Annotated in this window: 17 protein-coding genes; 5 read left to right on the top strand and 12 right to left on the bottom strand. The window is 40.7% G+C overall.

What is annotated here, in order from left to right:
- Positions 1 to 61 precede the first annotated feature (61 nt).
- On the top strand, positions 62 to 1243 hold the full coding sequence (gene trpB / locus DUT71_RS09480; RefSeq protein ID WP_113662298.1) for a tryptophan synthase subunit beta: 1182 nt from the start codon (positions 62 to 64) through the stop codon (positions 1241 to 1243).
- 52 nt (positions 1244 to 1295) lie between these two features.
- Entirely contained in the window at positions 1296 to 2063 is a 768-nt protein-coding gene (trpA, locus tag DUT71_RS09475; protein WP_113662297.1) for a tryptophan synthase subunit alpha, read from the top strand.
- A gap of 104 nt (positions 2064 to 2167) precedes the next feature.
- Here the strand turns inward: trpA and DUT71_RS09470 are convergent, their stop codons facing one another.
- From DUT71_RS09470 to DUT71_RS09450, 5 genes are all read right to left on the bottom strand, one after another.
- Positions 2168 to 2923, bottom strand: a complete 756-nt coding sequence (locus DUT71_RS09470; RefSeq protein WP_113662296.1) for a HEAT repeat domain-containing protein — start codon at positions 2921 to 2923, stop codon at positions 2168 to 2170.
- A gap of 19 nt (positions 2924 to 2942) precedes the next feature.
- Positions 2943 to 3491, bottom strand: coding sequence for a GNAT family N-acetyltransferase (locus DUT71_RS09465; protein WP_113662295.1), 549 nt, complete (start codon positions 3489 to 3491; stop codon positions 2943 to 2945).
- Positions 3484 to 4695, bottom strand: coding sequence for a Na+/H+ antiporter NhaA (gene nhaA / locus DUT71_RS09460; protein ID WP_394341143.1), 1212 nt, complete (start codon positions 4693 to 4695; stop codon positions 3484 to 3486). The genes DUT71_RS09465 and nhaA overlap by 8 nt, the downstream gene beginning before the upstream one ends.
- A 353-nt stretch (positions 4696 to 5048) precedes the next feature.
- Positions 5049 to 8234 (bottom strand): T9SS-dependent choice-of-anchor J family protein, encoded by a 3186-nt coding sequence (locus DUT71_RS09455; protein WP_113662293.1) that lies wholly within the window; start codon positions 8232 to 8234, stop codon positions 5049 to 5051.
- 161 nt (positions 8235 to 8395) lie between these two features.
- Positions 8396 to 9016, bottom strand: a complete 621-nt coding sequence (locus DUT71_RS09450; protein WP_113662292.1) for an L-threonylcarbamoyladenylate synthase — start codon at positions 9014 to 9016, stop codon at positions 8396 to 8398.
- Between the two features lie 90 nt (positions 9017 to 9106).
- On the opposite strand from DUT71_RS09450, the gene DUT71_RS09445 reads away from it, so the two are divergent.
- Positions 9107 to 10747, top strand: a complete 1641-nt coding sequence (locus DUT71_RS09445; protein ID WP_113662291.1) for an FMN-binding glutamate synthase family protein — start codon at positions 9107 to 9109, stop codon at positions 10745 to 10747.
- A 41-nt stretch (positions 10748 to 10788) separates the two neighbouring features.
- Positions 10789 to 11895 (top strand): TlpA disulfide reductase family protein, encoded by a 1107-nt coding sequence (locus DUT71_RS09440; RefSeq protein WP_205313899.1) that lies wholly within the window; start codon positions 10789 to 10791, stop codon positions 11893 to 11895.
- 171 nt (positions 11896 to 12066) lie between these two features.
- Here DUT71_RS09440 and asnS read toward each other — a convergent pair whose 3' ends face one another.
- Positions 12067 to 13503, bottom strand: a complete 1437-nt coding sequence (asnS, locus tag DUT71_RS09435) for an asparagine--tRNA ligase (RefSeq protein WP_113662289.1) — start codon at positions 13501 to 13503, stop codon at positions 12067 to 12069.
- Between the two features lie 142 nt (positions 13504 to 13645).
- Here asnS and DUT71_RS09430 point away from each other — a divergent pair, with 142 nt between their 5' ends.
- Complete coding sequence (locus DUT71_RS09430; protein ID WP_113662288.1) at positions 13646 to 14998, top strand: sensor histidine kinase; 1353 nt, start codon at positions 13646 to 13648, stop codon at positions 14996 to 14998.
- Here the strand turns inward: DUT71_RS09430 and DUT71_RS09425 are convergent.
- The 6 genes from DUT71_RS09425 to DUT71_RS09395 all read right to left on the bottom strand — a co-directional run bounded on the left by DUT71_RS09425 (position 14968) and on the right by DUT71_RS09395 (position 21428).
- Entirely contained in the window at positions 14968 to 16014 is a 1047-nt protein-coding gene (locus tag DUT71_RS09425) for a sensor histidine kinase (RefSeq protein ID WP_113662287.1), read from the bottom strand. The genes DUT71_RS09430 and DUT71_RS09425 overlap by 31 nt on opposite strands.
- A 548-nt stretch (positions 16015 to 16562) precedes the next feature.
- Positions 16563 to 17192, bottom strand: a complete 630-nt coding sequence (locus DUT71_RS09420; protein WP_113662286.1) for a class I SAM-dependent DNA methyltransferase — start codon at positions 17190 to 17192, stop codon at positions 16563 to 16565.
- Positions 17192 to 17470, bottom strand: a complete 279-nt coding sequence (locus DUT71_RS09415) for a hypothetical protein (protein ID WP_113662285.1) — start codon at positions 17468 to 17470, stop codon at positions 17192 to 17194. The genes DUT71_RS09420 and DUT71_RS09415 overlap by 1 nt, the downstream gene beginning before the upstream one ends.
- 322 nt (positions 17471 to 17792) lie before the next feature.
- On the bottom strand, positions 17793 to 18983 hold the full coding sequence (gene sucC, locus DUT71_RS09410; RefSeq protein ID WP_113662284.1) for an ADP-forming succinate--CoA ligase subunit beta: 1191 nt from the start codon (positions 18981 to 18983) through the stop codon (positions 17793 to 17795).
- A 463-nt stretch (positions 18984 to 19446) separates the two neighbouring features.
- Positions 19447 to 21114 (bottom strand): DUF4153 domain-containing protein, encoded by a 1668-nt coding sequence (locus DUT71_RS09400; RefSeq protein WP_113662282.1) that lies wholly within the window; start codon positions 21112 to 21114, stop codon positions 19447 to 19449.
- Positions 21111 to 21428, bottom strand: a complete 318-nt coding sequence (locus DUT71_RS09395; RefSeq protein WP_113662281.1) for a hypothetical protein — start codon at positions 21426 to 21428, stop codon at positions 21111 to 21113. The genes DUT71_RS09400 and DUT71_RS09395 overlap by 4 nt, the downstream gene beginning before the upstream one ends.
- Positions 21429 to 21478: the final 50 nt, after the last annotated feature.

The following is a 21478-nucleotide window of genomic DNA, read 5'->3' as shown; positions in this document are numbered from 1 at the left end:
CAAGCTGAATTTATTTCAGCGTCAGTTTTTAAAGAGTTATTGTTTATTAAGAACATAAAACATGAATTATTTTGTAGATGAAAGAGGATACTATGGTGATTTTGGTGGTGCTTACATCCCAGAAATGCTTTATCCAAACGTAGAAGAACTGCGTCAAAAATACCAAGCAATTATTGACGACGAACAATTTCACCAGGAATTTAAAGCCCTGCTTAAAGATTATGTTGGGAGGCCATCGCCACTTTATTTAGCCAAGCGTTTGTCTGATAAATATGGCGCAAATATTTTTCTTAAACGGGAAGACCTAAACCACACCGGAGCTCATAAAATTAACAATACCATAGGCCAAATTTTACTCGCCGAAAAACTAGGCAAAAAACGAATCATTGCCGAAACCGGCGCCGGCCAACATGGGGTAGCTACCGCTACGGTTTGCGCCCTGCGTGGTTTAGAGTGTGTGGTATATATGGGCGAGGTAGATATTAAACGGCAGGCACCCAATGTAGCCCGTATGAAAATGTTGGGCGCAAAAGTAGTAGCCGCCACTTCTGGCAGTAAAACACTCAAAGATGCAACCAATGAAGCCATGCGTGATTGGATCAGCAACCCTGTAGATACCCATTATATCATTGGTTCGGTGGTTGGCCCACATCCTTACCCAGATATGGTAGCCCAATTTCAATCAATCATCTCATTTGAAACCAAAAACCAATTGCTAGAGCAAACTGGAAAATCATTGCCTGATTATGTATTGGCCTGTGTTGGCGGAGGTAGCAATGCCATGGGAATGTTCTATCATTTTATTGATGATGAAACGGTGAAACTAATTGCCGTGGAAGCGGCAGGAAAGGGAATTGATAGCGGTTTCTCTGCAGCAACTACCACGTTGGGAAAGGAAGGCGTATTACATGGCAGCAGAAGTATCTTAATGCAAACGGCGGATGGCCAGGTCGTGGAACCTCATTCGGTTTCGGCCGGATTGGACTATCCGGGCATTGGGCCGCAACATGCGCATTTGTTTAAAACCGGCCGCGGACTTTACGCTTCGATTACTGATGAGGAAGCTTTGCAAGCTGGTTTGCTTTTAACCCAATATGAAGGGATTATTCCGGCCATTGAAAGCGCCCATGCCTTAGCTTATCTTGAAAAAATGCAGTTCAAAGCAGGTGATAATGTGGTGGTTTGCCTTTCGGGCAGAGGCGATAAGGATATGGAAACTTATATGAAATATTTTAATTTATAAGGTGCCTCTCTCAACTGACCACTAATCACTAACCACTAACCACTCGACATAAATGAACAGACTTCAACAATTATTTAAGGAACAACAAAAACAGTTGCTCTCTATTTATTATACCGCAGGCTATCCTCATCTGGACGATACTTTGGAAATCGCCGAAGAATTGGAAAAGACGGGAGCCGATTTTCTGGAAATAGGTTTTCCCTATTCAGACCCAGTGGCCGATGGGCCAATTATTCAGGCCAGCAGCAAGCAGGCCCTAGATAATGGGATGACTTTGGCCTTGCTATTTGAGCAATTGAAGGATTTGCGCCAAAGGGTAACCATTCCTATTTTATTAATGGGCTATGTAAACGTAGTTTTGCAATACGGTGTAGACGCTTTTTGCAGCAAATGTAAAGAAGTTGGCGTTGATGGCTGCATTATCCCTGATTTGCCCATGTACGAGTATGAAGAGCTTTACCAGGCAACTTTTGAAAAGTATGGTTTAAGCAATATCTTTTTGGTAACGCCACAAACCTCCGAAGAACGTATTCGTAAAATTGATGGTTTGAGCAATGCTTTTATCTATCTGGTATCTTCATCAGCTACTACGGGAAGTAATTTGGCCGTTTCTGAAAATGCAACAAACTACTTTAAACGCATTGCAGACATGAAACTGAAAAGCCCGGTGGTAATTGGCTTTGGTATTTCCAATAAAGAGACTTATTTAGCGGCAAGTCAGCATGCAAGCGGCGCAATTATAGGCAGTGCTTTTGTGAAAAATATTGACGCAAACAACCTAAAAGCAAGTATTAAGGGATTTATGGAGCAGTTTTCGTAAAGCTTAAGTTTTTTTACCGCCTGTTGGTCAAAGCTAATTGATGATTGTTTGCTGCATCATGTTTCAACATTCAAGATAACCACGTAGAAGCGGCTGCGTAACTTTTAAAAGTGCTTGGAAATATAATCCATGGCTTCCTGTTGGCTTAAGGCCGAAAAATCTTTGTAACGATCATGCACATCAATGATTTCGAGGATAGCCTGGTTTACCAAATCCTTGTTTTGCCAGGTTTTTAGATCGGCAATTACCGTGGCTAAACACCCCTTTTTATAGGAAATTTGGCCAATTACATGCACCAGTGTACTGCTTACTCTTTTGGTTGGATCAAGTTCAAGCTGTTTAAGCAAGGGTAAAATGTCTTGTGGGTATTTTCTGCCCCTTAGTTCAATCCCGTGGCAAATTTCACGCCTAACTTCTTTATCGGGATGCTGCAAATAATTTTGCGCCCAAGCCAGCACTGGAGCAGGGTTCACTTCGCCCATTTTTTTTACGGAGCCAATCACCGCATTTCTCACCGAATGGTGCTCGTCAAATAGTCCCGCATCAAAAAAAGCCTGAACCTTTGGAAAGTTCCATTTGCCAATTTCGCCAGCGGCATTAATAACGGTTTGCCGTACTTTAAAGTCGGGGTGTTTCAGCAGATCGTTTAGTAAACTGATTGTTGCGGGCAGCAGTATTTGGTCTGTTTTGCAGATTTTCCCAATAGCCAAATAAGCTGTTTTTCTAATATAGGTGTCCTCATCAGCAAAATATAATGATATATGGACGTTTTTTGCGGAAGTAACATCTATTAGGATAAGCTCTTGAATTTGCTTCACCAATAAATCGCGATCTTGTCTTGCTAAATCATAAAAAGCCATATGGTCTAATTCTGTGAATTTAAAAACGATTTGCTTTTTGCCATTCTTTTTTGGATAAGGAAAAGAAACGATGGGGAATGCTGTCAAAATCAAAGGTCTCTAGCTGGATTAAACCACATTTTTGCAAAACATTTGCAGAACCGACGTTTCCTGCTTCGCACATGGCATACACGGTATCTAAATTCAAGGTTTCAAAGGCATGGTCAATGCAAGCTTTTCCAGTCTCGGTAGCAATGCCTTTGCCCCAGTATCTTTCTATTAATCTATAGCCAAAATCGTGGTAGTTTACACGGTTGTTAATAGGGTCAATAATATATTTAAAACCTGTCCATCCTATAAAATCAGCAGTGGCCTTATCGGTAATTGCCCATCGGCCAATGCCCAAATCAGTATATTGCTTACAGATAAATTTGATTGTATTTTCAGCTTCTTCTATGGTTTTGATGGGGTTTTTTCCTAAAAATCTGTGTACTTCGAAATTGCTATCCAATTCAAAAATTCCTGCGGCATCCGTTAAAGCCAACGGCCTTATCAAACATCTTTCCGTTTCAATAATTGTACTAGGCATATTTGCTTTTTAGGGATTTTAAAAAGATGAAGCCCACCATGCCCGATAAAATCGAGGCGCATAAAATAGCAAACTTGGCCTCCACTACATGAAGGTGGTCTGAAAATGAAAGCATCGCAATAAAAATAGACATGGTAAAGCCAATGCCCGCCAGCATGCCAACACCAATAATATGTTTCCAATTGGCGGCCGAAGGTAAATTGGCCAGTTTCAGTTTTACGGCCAGGTACGAAAATAAGCTAACACCAAGCGCTTTACCCACAAAAAGCCCTAAAATAATGCCAAGCCCCAAAGGGGAAGCTAAACCTTTAACCATGCCGCTTTCAAAGGTAATGTTGGTATTTGCCAATGCAAAAATAGGCATGATTAAAAAATTAACCGGTTTGGTTAAAGTGTGTTCCAAGTTTTCTAAAGGCGATATGGCCTTTGTTCCCATAGGGATGGTAAAGGCCAGTATTACACCCGCAATAGTGGCATGGATACCTGAATGATGCATGAAATACCAAAGGAAAATGCCGGGGATTAAATAAAACCAAAGGGATTTTATTTTGAAATAATTTAGGGTAACCAGTGCGGCAACAATAGCGCCGGCAAGATAAAGTTGTTGCCAGTGGATTTGCTCTGTATAAAAAATGGCAATCACCAAAATGGCTCCCAAATCATCTACAATGGCCAAGGCAGCTAAAAAAATCTTTAGGGATGGTGGTACGTTTTTGCCTAACATGGCTATAATGGCCAAAGCAAAGGCAATATCCGTAGCCATGGGAATACCCCAGCCACCAGAGGTTAGGTTTCCTTGGTTAATGGCCCAGTAAATACCTGCCGGAAGCAGCATGCCCCCAATAGCGGCCAGCACAGGGAGAGAAGCTTTTCGTGCATTGGACAGTTCGCCGGCAACCAGCTCCCTTTTGATTTCAAGACCAACCAGCAGGAAAAAAACCGCCATTAACCCATCGTTGATCCAAACGGCCACACTATAATTGATTTGGGCAATGCCCAATTGAAGGCCCAAGGTGTAATCTAACAATCGCTGAAAAGCTTCTTTACCACCAGAATTTGCAATCATTAGCGAAAAACATACACAAAACAACAAAAGTATTCCGCCCGTTTTTTCGGAATTGAAGAAATTGGTAAAAGCGTTTCTATTGGATTTTTGCATTTGGCTAAAATACCAAAATTGTAGCGCTATTGGAAAGATTTGCATAGCTATTAGATCATATTTATGGTAAACATAGAAGTGCTATCCAATTGGATTGCTCGTGATGAACTCATTTGTTTGTGGAATAAAGCGATACTAAGCCAGTCCTATCCCTACACAGGAACAACGGCCATTTAGAGCAGCAAATTGAAGCTTAATTGATCCTATTTAAAGCCATGTGTTTATGTCCTGTATAGTTCTGCTTTTCAGTTCCTAAAAAGTAGGGTTTGCAGAAATGAACCCCAGTAGGAATATTGCAAAGTTGTTGTACCACATGTGCTTAGGACGTCTTATTTTAAAGATCACCAAAAAAGGGTGCCAAAAAGGCACCCCTTCAGGATTGTATATGGTGGTTGGCCTTATTCTTTTACAAACTTGCTTTGGTAGGTTGTTCCGCCATCCGTAATTTGGACAATGTAAACGCCCTTAGCCAAGTTTTTAACTTTTTGGTTAAGTTGATTGTTTAAATCAAGTATATGGCCGGTAGTACGTAACTTAGCTTGCCCATCAATACCGCTCACCAATAATTGTAGTTGATTGCTGTTGCTAGAATAGTTTAAGCTGATATTGTTTTTTACCGGATTGGGATAAACCAAGAAAGCAGTTTGGTTGCCGCCTAAAAACCTTACTGATTTTACTTCCGACCAGCTGTATTGGCCATCACGATCTACTTGCTTAATCCTGTAGTAATTTAAGCCTTGAACCGGATTTTGGTCAATATCTTGATAAATGCCACCCTGTGCGCCCTTACTTTGCTGCTCGGCCACTTCAGCGAAAATTTTGCCATCCAATGAACGTTCCACTACAAAATGGCTATTATCGGTTTCCGATTTGGTTTCCCATTTAAGCGTAACCACATGGCCGTTAATACTAGGTACAAAATAGCCCCAGTTTACGCTCAGTGTTCCGTTGAAGAAATATCTGGTTTGAATAGGGTAGTGGTCTGTAGTAGTGCTGCTGTAGCTATTTACTAAAGCGGTAACCTGGTCCAATACCTCGGCCGAGTTGCTTAAGTAATTGTTGTTTAGGCTTTTGTTGATGATCACATTGTCGATTACCGTAGCATAACCTGCGGTTGATCTTTTTCCAGCTAAACTTAAAGGTAGCGTTACCGGAAAGTAATTGGTTTGATCTGAAGTGAAATCACTGTACGAAGTTCCCGTACCAGCAGGTTTAGGGGCAATGGTTTTATCCGGATTAAGCACATCATTAAAATCTCCTAAAATGATTACTTTTTTACCTGCTAAATTGGCATCAATATATTGTTTGAGTTGTAGGGCGCCACTTTTTCTTCTATCGTACGAATCGTTTTGGGCGGCTGCATCACCGGTGTTGGCCTTGGCGTGTATCTCTATAAAATAAACGGTTTCTTCCTGGCCATTAACCAATACTTTTGCTTCCATGGCAAATGGGAAACGGCCCGATGACCAGTTTTTGTAAGGTGATCCAGTGCCGTTATTCGAAAGGTTGCTTGGATAGTAGGTATCTCTGAGTACCCCAAACCAGCGTACCGGTTTAATAATATCAGTACGGTACATGAAGGCTAGTTTTTGTGCCTGGGCATAACCCGAGTGGTTTTTGTCGTCGGCATACGAACCAAAATCACTAAAAATTACGTTGTAGCCAACAGGCAGCGAACTGTTTCTGAATAAAGCAGTGTCCACCACTTCCGATAGGCCATAAATATCGGCATTTAGGTTGCCAAATATGGTTTTAACGTTGGCTGCTTGCTGTGTTTTGTTGCTAGGGCCATTTCCGCTGGCGCCAAACCACTCAATGTTCCAGTTGACTACTTCTAAAGTGTTGTTGGTGTCAAAAGTATTGCCTGAAAGGTTTAAGGTTTGCGTTGTCGTACCGGCAGTGGCAATGCTCAATTGTTGCGCGTAATTGGTGTTGGCAGTGGAGGGGGCAAATTTCACAAAAACAGTTGATGAAGCATTATTGGCTTCGGCTAAGGTATAAGTAGCAGAGGTATTGAAAGCGCCGCCGCTGGTTTTAGCAATGCTAAAGTTGGCAGGAGCGGTTATGGTAACATCATTGGTAAGGCCGCTGGCCGAAAACGTAAACGAACGCACGGCCGAAGTGCTGCCAGCTGCTTGGTAACCAAAGTTTAGCGACGATACCGGCAGACTAAGTTCCACTGGAGCTGGGGTGGAGGAATTGCGGATAGAGAAATCATCCAAAGTCCAACGAGATCCGTTGGAGGGGGTTGCATTTGGCGAAGTATATACAAAAGCGATATAAACGGTGCTGGTTTTATAGTTGCTCAAATCAATATTGTCTGATTTGGTCCAGGTATCTGATTGCGCTACAGGGAATTTACCATCGATATTGGTCCAGGTGGCAGCATTGGGATTGCCGGTTCCTGTATAATTGGTGGATATTTTGAGCTGCAAGGTGTTGCCGGCAAATGCAGTTCTGCTCCAGAAAGATAGCATTGGATACGCCATTGCCGAAAGATCAAATACCGGAGAAATTAACCAGTCTTCGTTTTCGGTACTCGAAGAAGCAGAGCCGCCATTAATTTGCACGGCATTACCGCTGCTGGCTTTGCCTGTGGGATCTGAAGCATCCCTGCCAAAAGAGGTACAGGCCCAGGTTTGGGTGCCAGTAATGCTCTGGTGGGTGAAGCCGGCAGGAAGGGTAGTACTTCCAGAAGGAGTACAGGTTTCGAAATCAAAAGACGTTGTGTTAGGATCAACACCCGTGCCGCTTAGAGCTACACTTGCTGCACCTGCCAAGCCACCGCCTGTAATATTGATAGTGCCATTGTTTGCGCCTGTGGCTGTTGGATGAAATTTTACAAACACATTTTTACTACTGCCGGTTAAACTGGCTCCCGCAAGCGTAACGGTATTTACGAAAGTACCGCCGCTGCTTGTCGAAATAGCATATGGTGCTGTGGTGGTTAAGATAACATCGCTACCATCTAAGTTGGTATAGTTTAGGGATAGGGTGCGTTCGGCAGAAACAACATTAATGTTTTGGTTGCCAAACAACAATGGGCCTCCAGTAATCGAAGGCGCATTGCTTGGCGTTTCGTAGTACACTTCAATTTCATCGATATAGGCTCTTTTGGCAGTAGTCTCTATCTTGATGGTAGCATTGTTAGTACCTCCGGTAAACGATAGTGCTTTGGTTTCGGTGTTACTGCTGCCCATTACAGCGGTATAACTAACGGTTTGTGGGGCAGCAATTCCGGTTACCGTAACTTTAATGGAACCTTCTACAGCAGTCCAACCCTTTACTTTAAAATCGACTTTAAAGTTGCCCCCATTAGCACTCAGGTTTAATGTTTTACTGGTAATGGAACCTGTGGCACTGCTGGTGCCCAATTTAACCATCCCTCCGGCTTGGTAGGCTCTGTCTACGATAGGGAAATTGGTGTTTCCCGACCAGGTGCTATTGGCGCCGGTAGACGTCGTGTTGTCGCCAGAGGTAATTCCAGCAAATGTTTCCTGTAAGAGGTAGGTTTTTTGCGCAAAGGCGAAAACAGGAAAAACCAACATCACTAAGACAATGATTTTGCGTAAAATTTTTTTCATATAACAAGTTTTGCTATCCAAACTATTTTGGACGCAACAAAGCTATCCGGCACTTGTTACGGTGGTGTTAATCAGATATTAAGATAGAAAGGATAACAAATATTTAACAACCCTAGGTTGTTATTAAATGCCTCATGACAGGCTGGAAAGTTGCTAGGCGTTTATAAGTAATCTTCAATGTTTCCTTTGCCCTCCCTAATCACCTCAAAATCACCACTGGTGCAGTCTACTACGGTTGAGGCTTCGTTATCACCATAGCCCCCGTCAATGACCAGATCAACCGTGTTTTCGTATTTTTCGTGGATAAGTTCCGGATCGGTTGAATATTCGATTACCTCATCATCATCCTTAATAGAGGTAGAAATAATGGGATTTCCCAATGCTGCCACAATTTGGCGGGCAATATTGTTGTCGGGCACACGTATACCCACCGTTTTTTTGTTGGAGCTCAGGAGTTTGGGTACATTGTTGTTGGCATTGAAAATAAAGGTAAATGGCCCCGGGAGTGCTTTCTTAAGTACCCTGAAAACTGTGGTGTCTATGGGTTTGATATAGTCCGAGATGTGTCTCAAATCAGAACAGATGAACGAGAAATTGGCTTTCTCGGGCTTAATACCTCTTATCTTGCCTATTTTTTCGATTGCCCGATGATTGGTGATATCACAGCCCAAACCATACACCGTATCGGTTGGGTAAATGATCAGGCCACCTTTCTTTAAAACCTCTACTGCTTGTTCGATGGCCTTGGGATTGGGATTTTCAGGATATATTTTAATGAGCATGCGTAAAAATAACAAATTGATGGCGTACTTGTTTTAGTATCGGATTTTATATTGCTACATTAGCAAAAAACGAACATTAAATGATTTGAGATGAGAAAAGCATTTGTAGCAATTGCTGCTTTTTTGGTAGCATTTACGGTAATGTTAGGGATGTACCAGCCTTTTTTATGGTGGACTTTTCTGTTCACTGGTCCATTTGTTCTGTTAGGCGCTTACGATATGATACAGCCCAAGCACAGTATTGTGCGTAACTACCCTGTTTTTGGCAGGTTAAGGTATTTCATGGAAAACATGCGGCCTAAAGTTTACCAGTACTTTGTAGAAAGTGATACCAATGGCACGCCTTATAACCGATTAAACCGTTCGTTAATCTACCAAAGAGCAAAAAAAGAACTGGATACCATTCCTTTTGGAACACAGTTAAACGTTTACGATAATGGCTACGAATGGCTGAGCCATAGCATTATGGCTATTAGCCATCACGACCTGAACCTACATCCGAGGGTGTTGGTAGGCGGGCCTGAATGCAAACAGCCCTATTCTGCCAGTATCTATAATATCTCGGCCATGAGCTTTGGCTCGTTGAGCCAAAATGCTGTTTTGGCCCTAAACGGCGGTGCCAAATTGGGCGGTTTTGCGCATAATACCGGCGAGGGTGGTATCAGTGACTATCACCGTCAGATGGGAGGAGACCTCATTTGGCAAATTGGTACGGGTTATTTTGGTTGCAGGAACCTTGATGGAACCTTTAATGACGAGGCTTTTGGAGAGCGGGCGCATGAGGAACAAGTAAAGATGATCGAAATCAAGCTATCTCAGGGTGCCAAGCCTGGCCACGGCGGGATGCTGCCCGGGAAAAAGGTAACTGCCGAAGTTGCCCGTATACGTTTAGTGCCCGAAGGACAGGATGTTTTGTCGCCTCCTGGGCACTCCGCATTTTCTACCCCTCTAGAACTGATGGCTTTTATCAAGAAGCTAAGAGACTTGTCAGGTGGAAAGCCGGTAGGTTTTAAATTATGTATTGGCCGCAGAAGTGAGTTCTTCGCCATTTGTAAAGCAATGGTAGAGACAGGTATTTACCCTGATTTTATTACGGTAGATGGGGGAGAAGGTGGGACGGGAGCAGCGCCGCAAGAGTTTTCGAACTCGGTAGGGATGCCTTTGCGTGATGCCGTAGCTTTTGTTTATGATGTGTTGGTAGGTTTCGATTTGAAAAAGCACATCAAAATTATTGCTTCTGGTAAAGTATCTACTGGTTTTGATATTGTTAAAAATATCGCACTGGGAGCGGATATGTGTAATGCCGCCCGCGGAATGATGTTTGCTCTAGGCTGTATCCAAGCATTAGAATGTAATAGCAACACCTGTCCAACTGGCGTAGCTACGCAAGATCCAAGTTTAATGAAAGGTTTAGTGGTAGAAGATAAAAAGGTAAGGGTTAAAAATTTTCATAATTTAACGGTAGCCAGTGCGGTGGAGCTTTTAGGTGCTGCGGGTTTGCGTGAACCAGGCCAATTGACCAGAGCATATATCAATAGAAGGGTAACTCCCAATGTGATCCAAAACTACAGGGAAACCTATCCCTATATTCCAGAAGGTTCTTTGTTGAAAACCCCATATCCGTCTCGCTTTGAGCTGGGGATGACTTTAAGTACTTCCGCTACTTTCTTGCCTACGGATTATAAAGTAACTGAAGTAGATTACCAAACGGCTAACCCTTATCACGATTAAAATGAAGCTATAAAAAGAATTTGTTTACATATTTTCTAATATTGTTTCCAGTCTCCATATTTTCCCAAACGCCTTACTCGATTACAACGACTGAGAGCCAATTAAAAGATGGAAGTAAAGTGTATTTGGTTTATACTGAAGGCGATCGCAGGATTACGGACTCTACATTGGTGCAAAGTGGTAAATTTAAATTTGAAGGCTCATTGAAATATCCAGTGATATCTAGGATGTTTTTGCATAAAAACCCTTACGTGGTTAAGCTGAACAAAGGAGAGCAAATAGATTACTTAATGTTCTATCTTGAGCCTGCTCAAATTAAAATGGCAATTTCTGATTCTATAAAAAACGCAATCATTAGCGGGTCTTCCGAAAATGCTGGCTTTAAAGATTTGAAATTGATGTTGAAGCCAGTCGATAATCAGTATGCAAATTTAAGGAAAGAATACGAAGCCTTGCCAATAGAAAAACAAAAGGACTCTTTGATACTGGCTGGTTTTATCGGTAGAGAAAATGAAAATACACAGAATGCTAATCGATTACATTTAGCTTTCGCTAAGAAAAACGTGGGCTTATTTGTAGGGCTAAATAGTTTGGCACATGTAGCTGCCGTACCAGAGTTTTCAAGTGAAATTAAAACTATTTATGCGGAATTGCCAATGGCACTTAAGGAAAGTCCTGTAGGGAAGGGGATTTTATTGTCTATGGCTTCAAATCTTCATACCAAGATAGGGGCAGTTGCTATAGATTTTGAACAAAATACTCCTGCAGGTAAACCTGTTAAGTTGTCTAGTTTTAAAGGTAAATATGTGCTGGTGGATTTTTGGGCAAGTTGGTGTGGGCCATGTAGGGAAGAAAACCCTAATTTGGTGTCTGCTTATAAAAAGTTTAATGCTAAAGGGTTTGAAATTCTAGGGGTGTCATTAGATCAGCCTGGAGAACGTGCAAGATGGGTTGATGCAATAAAACAGGATAACCTTGTTTGGACGCAGGTTTCAGATTTAAAAGGCTGGGATAATGAAGCGGCAAAAGCTTATGGGATTAAGTCTATTCCTTCAAGCTTCTTATTGGACCCTTCGGGGAGAATTATTGGGAAAGATTTGCGGGGCAAGGAATTGAATAGCAAGCTAGCAGAAATATTCTCCAAATAATAAACAACAAAACCCCGGATTGTCTTGTTTCCCATTACCTTGATGTTAGTATATGTTGTTTCTTAAAGTTGAGGGCTTCGCCATTTCAAAACTTGCTAAGTCTACATAACAGAAAGGCCGCTTAAATTTTAAGCGGCCTTTGTTATAGTCTTTGCTCCTTGTTCCTCCTTGTTAAAATTCAGCGCTTTTAGGGAAACGAGGGAAAGCAATGACGTCGCGAATATTAGTCATGCCTGTTACGAATAGCACTAAACGTTCAAAACCTAAGCCAAAACCAGCGTGCGGGGCAGATCCAAAACGGCGGGTGTCTAAATACCACCAAAGTTCCTCCTGCGGTACACCCATTTCGTCCATACGTTGTTTCAATACCTCTAAACGTTCCTCACGCTGCGAACCTCCAATCATTTCGCCGATACCAGGAAACAAGATGTCCATTGCTGCTACCGTTTTATTGTCGTCATTTAAACGCATGTAAAACGATTTAATGTCCTTAGGATAGTCCGTTAAAATTACCGGACGTTTAAAGTGTTTTTCTACCAAATAACGCTCGTGTTCACTTTGTAAATCGGCGCCCCAGCCCTCAATCAAATATTTAAACTGTTTTTTCTGGTTAGGTTTCGATGCCCTTAAAATATCAATGGCCTCGGTATAAGTTAAGCGTTGGAAATCATTGGCCAAACAAAAATCTAATTTCTCCAATAAAGAAAACTCGCTGCGCTCGTTTTGAGGTTTTTGTTTTTCTTCTTCGGCTAATCGGGTGTTCAAAAATTCTAGTTCCTCTTTGCAGTTTTCTTTAGCATAGCTGATCACATATTTCATCATATCCTCGGCCAATTGCATGTTGTTTTCCAGGTCTGCAAACGCAACTTCTGGTTCAATCATCCAAAACTCAGCCAAGTGACGTGTTGTGTTCGAGTTTTCGGCTCTAAAGGTAGGCCCAAAAGTGTAAATGTGGCCAAAAGCCATGGCCGCTAACTCACCTTCAAGCTGTCCGGAAACAGTTAAATTGGTGGATTTTCCGAAGAAATCTTCTTTAAAATCTACCGCACCATCTTCAGTACGCGGGGTGTTATCAAAATCCAAAGTAGTTACCCTAAACATCTCACCGGCTCCTTCGGCATCGCTGGCCGTAATTACAGGGGTGTGCATATATACAAAACCACGCTCGTTGTAAAACTGGTGAATGGCGAAAGCCAAAGCATGGCGGACTTTGAAAACCGCATTAAAAGTGTTGGTTCTGAAACGCAGGTGCGCAATTTCCCGCAAAAATTCTAAGCTGTGTTTTTTAGGTTGCAATGGGAATTTCTCCGGGTCGCTGTCGCCTAAAATTTCAACAGCTGTAGCCTTAATTTCAACCGATTGGCCTTTGCCCAACGATTCAACCAAAACCCCAGTGGCTTTAATGGCTGCACCCGTGGTAATCCTTTTCAACAAATTATCATCGGTATTATTAAAATCAACTACTACTTGGATATTGCCCATGCATGATCCGTCGTTTAACGCAATAAACTGATTATTACGGAAGGTTTTTACCCAGCCCATAACCGTTACCTCAGTGTTAAAATCTGTAGATTTTAATAGTTCCTTAATTTGTTGTCTCCTAATCATATTGATTTTTTATTGTAAAAGCTGCAAAAATAAGCATTTACGCTTTAATTTTAGATATATTGCTTGTTAATTTTTAAAGCAACTTTACCTATCTTTCAATGAATATGGTTATGTTTGTTTTTGGTCTTATTTTCAATAAACGGTGGCAAATATACGTTCCTGGTTCAGTGCTGATTATATCATAGGTAACCCAAAGAAGTTTTCACTCGAAGAAAGAATTTTTAATACTTTTTGTGTTATCGCTGTTGTGGCACTTTTCTTGGAAATTTTCTTTAACTATTATATTGAATTAAAGGTTGTTGCCCTGATCTGTTTGTTCGGAACGCTGTTCTCTGCTGGACTTTACTATCTTTCTCGTATTCAACGTAAAACTAAGTTGGCCATAAGAAGCTTGGGCATTGTGGCCAATTTTACTTTTTTGCTCAATTACTTTTTTAATTCGGGTATTTATGGGCCTAACATGGTTCTTTTTTGCTTGATTTTGTTGGTAACTATTGTGGTAGTTCCAAAAAAAGAGCTTTTGGGCTGGGTGGCGTTAAATATGATAACTGTTTTCGGCGTGCTGATTTTTGAATACCTCAATCCGGGAGCCATTCCCAATGTTTATGTAGATAATCTGGCAAAAACGGTTGATTTTGGAGTAACTTATGCCGTGGCGGCTTTGTTGATCTGCTTGAGCATTGCCTTTATCCGCAATAACTACGATAAAGAGCGGAATATTGGTATCCAAAAAAAAGCGGAAATTGAAGAGCAAAATGCGAGGATAGTTTCGCAAAATATTGAGCTAGAGAAGCTCAATTCCGAAAAATCAAAAATGTTTTCCATTGTAGCCCATGATATACGGTCTCCTTTAAGTTCTATATTGGGTTATTTGGAGGTGTTGGCCGAAACAGATATGACCGAAGAAGAAAATTATAAAATCAAACAGCGCTTGTTGCAGGTGACCAAAGATACCTCAGAAATGCTCTCTAATGTATTGGCCTGGTCAAAGTCGCAATTGGACGGGGCCAGGGTAGATATTATTGCCGTAGATGTAGCCCGTGAACTTGCCAAGGGCCTAAACTTGGAAAAAAGTATTGCCGGCAAAAAGAACATAGCATTTGAATTGGCCTTGAAGGAGGGTGTGGTAGTTGCCGCCGATTTGAACATGTTTTTAATTGTTGTGCGCAATTTGGTCAATAATGCCATTAAATTTACCCCAGAGGGAGGTAGCGTAAAGGTTTTAATGGAAGTTAACCACGAAAATTGCTTCGTGAAAGTGAAGGATAATGGTTTGGGGGTGAGCCCGCAAGACCAAGATAATTTATTTAAGTTGAGGGCGCATTCTACCTTTGGTACCAATAATGAAAAAGGGGTAGGACTGGGGCTTTTGCTCTGTAAGGAGTTTACCGAATTGCAGGATGGTAAAATCTGGTATGAAGCCAATGAGGAAAAGGGCAGTACTTTTGTGGTTTCTTTTAATCTTTATGGTGTGGTTAAAGGCAAAGAAATATAAAAGCAATAGCTGCCAGTTTGAGGGTTTTGTGCCGTGCTGATTTTTCCCCTGTGCATTTCAATTAGTGTTTTGGCGATGGATAGCGCATTGCTTTGTGGTTCGTTGGTCGATAGCTCAAAATTTTCGTTAGGATAATTGGTGATGGCGATTTCGGTATGGGTTTCTTTTTCGGTTAAGGTGAAATGAATATTGTTGATGCCTGATAATTTTGACAGGTGTTGTAAGAGATGGGTGAAAGCTGCTCTGAGCCTGTGTGGGTCGCCGTAAATTGCTATTTCTTTTTCGTTTTTTACCATGGCATTTCCTTCTGTAAAATCCTGTTTAACCTGTGCCAATAATTGTGATAAAATGATTTCCTGTACATTCAGTTTGAATGAGCTATTGTGGATGGGGAAAGCTGATTTTAACCTTTCCAGGTTATTGAAAATCCTATCGTTAGCTTTCTCGATGCGCTGGGCTAGCGTGTTTACCGTTTTGCTGTCATCAGCTTTTCTTTTTAACAATTCGGCGGTAAGGGCAATAGATGTAAAAGGATTTTTGAGATCGTGTACCGTTTTGTGGAGAAAATCTGTAAAAACCTTTTTGATTTTTTGAGTTTCGAAGTGTTTTTCTAAAATAGGAGCTGCTATTTGGGCAATGTTTTCAAACAAGGCAATTTCTGTTGCATTGAGATCGTCTTTTCGGCTATCGATAGCAATGATTGCCCCCAAGGTATCTCCTTTTTTTGAAAGGATGGGCGTGCTACAATAGAATTTGAGGGTTTCGGAGCCTTCTAAGGTGATGTTGTTGCGGATAATGGTTTTCGATGAGCTTAAGCTTTCGTGGTATATGGCGGGTGCTTGATCAGGTTCGAAACTTTTGATCTGCTTTTGGTAAATAACAGAAAGGCTGTCGCCACTATTCAGTAGGATTTGCCCCGTACTTACGTTTATGCTTTTGGCAATTAGGTTATTGAGGGGGCCTATAATATCATATAAATCAAGGCTGCTCAAGGTTTCATCGTTATTCTTTTTCATGGTATTTTAATTACCCCCCGAAATCTCACTGGTTTGTATCTGCTAATATACTGCAAATAATTTTTAGTGATTTTTATGGTGTTTTTATTTTTTTATAGTTTTTTATAGGTTTTTGTTTATTTTTTTAATGAATTAGTGTTTTTTTGATTGTTATTTATGGTTTTTTATGTCTTTTTTTGATTTAAATAGTTATTTGTTTTGTATTTGATTGTTTTTTTGATCAATTTTTTTGTGTGTTTTGCGTGTTTTTTATTTTTTTAGTTAAAAAAATATTAAAAAACTTAAAAATTTGTTTTGAAAATGAAAATTATACCTTATATTTGTTGTGTTCATACAAAAAAGTACATTTATATTTGGTTTGATTAAAGCTCTGGTTGGATGGCCAGAGCTTTTTCATAAAACAAATGAAATGACAAAAAGATTTTAAACTAAACCTAAACAACCTATAAAAAGCCAGTCATTTTGATTGGCTTTTGTTTTTTTGCATTATTATTTCTCTATCCGTTCCCAAGCCATTTCTATTGGCGTATAACGAAATGGAGTAAAATCTAATCGTATTTAATTTTTCTTGCAATTACAATCGTGTGTATATCTGGCTTTTTAAAAGCCACTTTGGAAACTTGAATGTCTCCAAATCCATTGGCTTGTAACTGCGTTTCCACTTCCGCTAATTCATGGTATTGGAAGTAAACCCTGTCGCCTTCGTGATTGGTTTTAAACTCAGAGGCTTCGGGCTCGCCTTCTACAAAGCTCAAATAGATGAGGCCCTTAGCCCTTAGTAGTTTGCTTGCATTGCTAATGAACTCATTACATTCGGCTACGGATAGGTAGGGCAGGTAAAAACCTGCAATGACGCCATCAAAACTGCCATTGATTTGGCCGATTGCTCTGGCATCCATTACCTCGAACTTTGCAGTGGGATTGTTTTTTCGTGCCAGTTCAATCATTTTTGGGGCTACATCAATGCCTAGGATTTTAAAATCAGGTCTTTTGTTTAGCAGGTATTTGGTAATGTTGCCGGGGCCACAGCCAATTTCTAATAGGCTGGCGTTTTCTGTATTGATGTTTTTGCAAATGAAATCATAGCTTTCGTTGTACAAATCCATATCCATGAACTTGTCTTCGTAAATCTTTGCAATTTTGTTCCAGGTTTCGAAAGTTTCTTGGTATTTGTCCATTATTTAGCGATGTATATGCCAATTTTGTTGGTTTTTAAGTCTGCAATGTGCAGCTTGGTAGGGTTGCCGAAATATCCAGACTCTATTTTTGAAAATTTGGCAATTGCCGAGTCTTTTTGGTAAATGGTGTTGTTGCTAATGCTGACATTTTTTTCGATATCTAACCAGTCGCCCAGGTGGTGCCCCTGTTGGTATTTCCATTTTCCGCTAACTGACTTTTCGTTCTTGCAGCTAAGAAAGAAAAGTGCCATCATGAAAAGCGGTAGGTTGTTTCTCATTTTTTGCCCCAATTTTTTTTTACCATTAAAGCTACATAAAACTTGTCAATCTTCCGTTGCTTAGCGTATATAGGGGCTGTAAATTTTGTGCAATGGTTTTGATTGGCTAAACCCGATTGAAGTGGAAATCCTTTTTGTAAGGTAGGGGAAACCTACGAGGTTTGGGTGAGGGGACTTACGAAAAGATTGCAGCGTAAAGCGGGGCTTTGTTGGCCGAAGTGCTGCTGCAATTGCTTTTCTGAAAAAAATAAAGGCATGTGTGTAAAATAAAAAAGACCAGTTCGATGAACGACTGGTCTTTTTGTATGTGTTTTACTGGCTTTTAAGCCAGTACCTTAGTTACTAAATCTGCGGCCTCTTTTAACAAAATGGCAGAGTAAACTTTTAAGCCCGACTCATCGATCAGTTTTTTAGCTTCTTCAGCGTTGGTTCCTTGTAAACGAACAATGATTGGAACTCTGATGTCGCCAATTTCCTTGTAGGCATCAATTACACCTTGGGCAACCCTGTCGCAACGTACAATGCCACCAAAAATGTTAATCAAGATTGCTTTTACGTTAGGGTCTTTTAAGATGATGTTAAAACCAGCTTTAACGGTAGTTGCGTTAGCAGTACCACCAACATCCAGGAAGTTAGCAGGCTCACCACCAGCAAGTTTAATGATGTCCATGGTAGCCATAGCCAAACCGGCACCGTTAACCATACAGCCCACGTTACCGTCAAGTTTTACGTAGTTAAGATTGCTTTCGCTCGCTTCAACGTCTGTTGGATCTTCTTCCAGTTTGTCACGCATTGCTGCATAATCTGGGTGACGATATAATGCGTTTTCGTCTAAATCAACTTTAGCATCAACAGCTATGATTTTATCGTCGCTGGTTTTTAATACCGGGTTAATTTCGAACATTGACGAGTCGGTAGCGTCGTAAGCTTTGTACAAAGCCGCCACAAATTTTACCATTTCTTTATGTGCAGCACCGCTTAAGCCTAAGTTGAAAGCAATTTTACGAGCTTGGAAACCTTGTAGGCCAACTTTAGGGTCAATTTGTTCTTTGAAAATCAAGTGAGGAGTGTGTTCAGCAACTTCTTCGATGTCCATACCGCCTTCGGTACTGTACATGATAATGTTACGGCCAGCAGCACGGTCTAAAAGTACGCTCATGTAGAACTCTTTAGTTTCCGATGGGCCTGGGTAGTAAACGTCTTGTGCTACTAACACTTTGTTTACTCTTTTACCTTCGGCACCAGTTTGTGGCGTAACCAATTGCATTCCCAAAATATCGGTAGCTCTTTGCTTTACTTCATCCAAATTTTTGGCCAACTTAACGCCGCCTCCTTTTCCTCTACCTCCAGCGTGGATTTGCGCTTTAATCACAACCCAGTCAGAGTTAAAGTCAGTTTTCATTTGTTTAGCGGCCTCAACAGCTTGGTCAACTGTATCAGCAACAATGCCTTCTTGTATAGCAACGCCAAAACTCTTTAGAATTTGTTTACCTTGATATTCGTGGATATTCATTTGATTAAAAATTTGCCCAAATCTACAATTTCAAATGCTTTATGCCAACAGGAAAATTGATTTAAATGTAAAGAAATCGCAATGTTGAGTTCTGCTAACGGTTAAATAGATGAATTGTTAAATGATTGATCCCCTTAATGATGTTTCTATTGGGTTTTTTGAAAACCTCAGGCAGTGTTCCTTGGCAGTTTTAGCCCCGCTTTTGTTCCAATCTTTTTGTTAGGTACTCCTGTTATTCCGAGGAAGGGGGAATCTTCTTCTTGTATGCGATAATCAACAGATCCTTCTCCCGAAATTTCGGGAGAAGGACGACAGATCAAAACAAAAAGGATTTCCACGCCATCGGGTTTAGTTAACAAAGGTGCTGCATTAACTTTGAGCTGATGCAATAGGCGAAGAATAAAAAAGTACCTATCAACCTACTTGAATTTCAAAGTTACCTTTCATTTTTTGGTTTAGCTTTTTAAGGTTCCTGTTTCAAGATTTTCGCTGTTTCCCATTCTAAATAGCTAAAGGATAACCATGAGCCGATAGGTTGTTTTTTTAAAAGCCAGTTTATTCTGTTGTCAAGATGGCGATTGAAATTGTCTTGGGCGGTTTTGGTTGTCAACGCTTTGCGTTCTAAATCACTTAGCGGCTTTACCGCTGCCAAACTATCCGCCACGGCAGTGGTGTTGGGAATAGCTACAGCTGCATTGGCACCTTCTACCTCATAGCCGCTTTGGTAAGTGATATGTTTGGTTATTTTCTCTCGATTTTTCTTAAGCAGGGGCAGGGTTTTGTCAGAAAAGCTCATCAGATGCGCGGTATCTACGCCAATTTTATCCATTTGCTTAATATTGTAGTTTACCATCCATACATCCCAGTTTACAAAACTTAACAAGATTAAAAGCACGTACCATATTTTTGAGTTTACACGGTAGAGGTAAAAAGTAGTTTTATGTTTGGCTACCTTGATATTCACGGTAATGAGACCAATTAAGCTGAGCGTGGCAAAAACCAGCACGCCAATACGTTTATAGGTGAGGCCGTGGTTAAAAATGTAATCGTAATCTCTATGGAAAACAGAAGCAACCAAAAACACATTTTGTGCCATCCAGATGTAGGCCAATAGCTTAATCCATTTGTTTTTTCGGTAGAAATTAAGGTTCCCACTGAAAAAGAAAACAATGATGAGCATGGCGATCACTATGCTGAAAATTAAGGTGTAGGTGCCATCATGGAGCTCCGCAGAATAGTTTTTACCGGTTTCAATAGCTTTGTTGAACCATAAGGTGGCAATATCGATACCATTTAGCAGGAATAACAACACATTTAAACCAGCAAAAGAAATGATGCCGATGATGTTTTCGGTCTTTAAAGCCATTTTTCGCTTGATCAAGCTGCCTGCCAATAAGGTGCGGAATTCGTAGCCAAAGGAAGGTTTTTTTAAGTCTCTGCGTTTACGCGTAAGTTCATCGGTTTGAGCCAATTCAGCTTCAGCCAATATTTTGCTACGTAAGCCTATGATAACTCCGCCAGAAACACAACATCCAAATAAAATGAACAGTAGCTTTTCAACACTAATATCGATGAAAAAGAAACTGAATATGTTAGTGAAAAAATCTCTGATGCTATGGGCAATGGCATTGGTGTACTTTGCAAAAATGGGGTTGGCTATGCTGTACAGAAAGCAGAAAACGGCCAATATCACGAAGGGTAACACAATGTACTTCGCAGGTCTGATGATGGGTTTGATATCCACTTTCCCAAGCTTGGTGCCTGGTAACTTTTTGATAATACCGTAGGGCCCGCTGATTACTTGGAGCATGCCCAGTAAAAGTGCTGTTCCCTTAGATTTTAGCAATTCAAAATGTGTATTTCCCAAATAAACCAGCATGGTAATAAACCAGGTAATAATGGCCAGCACTGAATTGTTGTAGATTAGATAAAAAGCAATGGCTAAATGACCTATGGCGGTAATCAGCTGATTTTTGTGATAGGGGATCTCGCGGTCTGTAAAGGTCGCGATCATTACTAGCACGGAGAATATGGCGAAATTGCAGCCAATGGTTTCGTTCCAAAAAAGCAGATTGAAAATCAATCCACCAATAGCGGCAAGGATTAGTCGATAATCAATTTGTGGTTTCATAATTTGATATGGTTTAATTCAGAGATCTGGATAGATAGCCAAGCAAATAATATGGCTATGGGAATATTGCTGAGCATGAGAAGTGCCGCTAAAAGGATTTTTCTCCAAGCAGCACGATGGTTAATGAGGTGAAGTAATAAGGCGAACAAGACCAACCCGTTAGTAAAAACAGCCAATGCAATAAAGAAAGCGCCCAAAATCATAATTTCTCCAACACCACTCATGGCAAATAGTAAGAAAATGCTGGTGCCAGCAAGTAACGATATTCTGGCACATTGTTTAGCCGTGGTAACAATGATCAATTCATTATTCATGTCCTTTAGTTATTTAAAGTACTTTGTATTTCAAAGTTTAAATTCAAAAA

Origin of the sequence: Pedobacter nanyangensis (assembly GCF_003313505.1) — a bacterium.
Classification (GTDB): domain Bacteria; phylum Bacteroidota; class Bacteroidia; order Sphingobacteriales; family Sphingobacteriaceae; genus Pedobacter; species Pedobacter nanyangensis.
The sequence above is the reverse complement of the archived record's forward strand: the minus strand, read 5'-3'. Positions and strand labels throughout refer to the sequence as shown.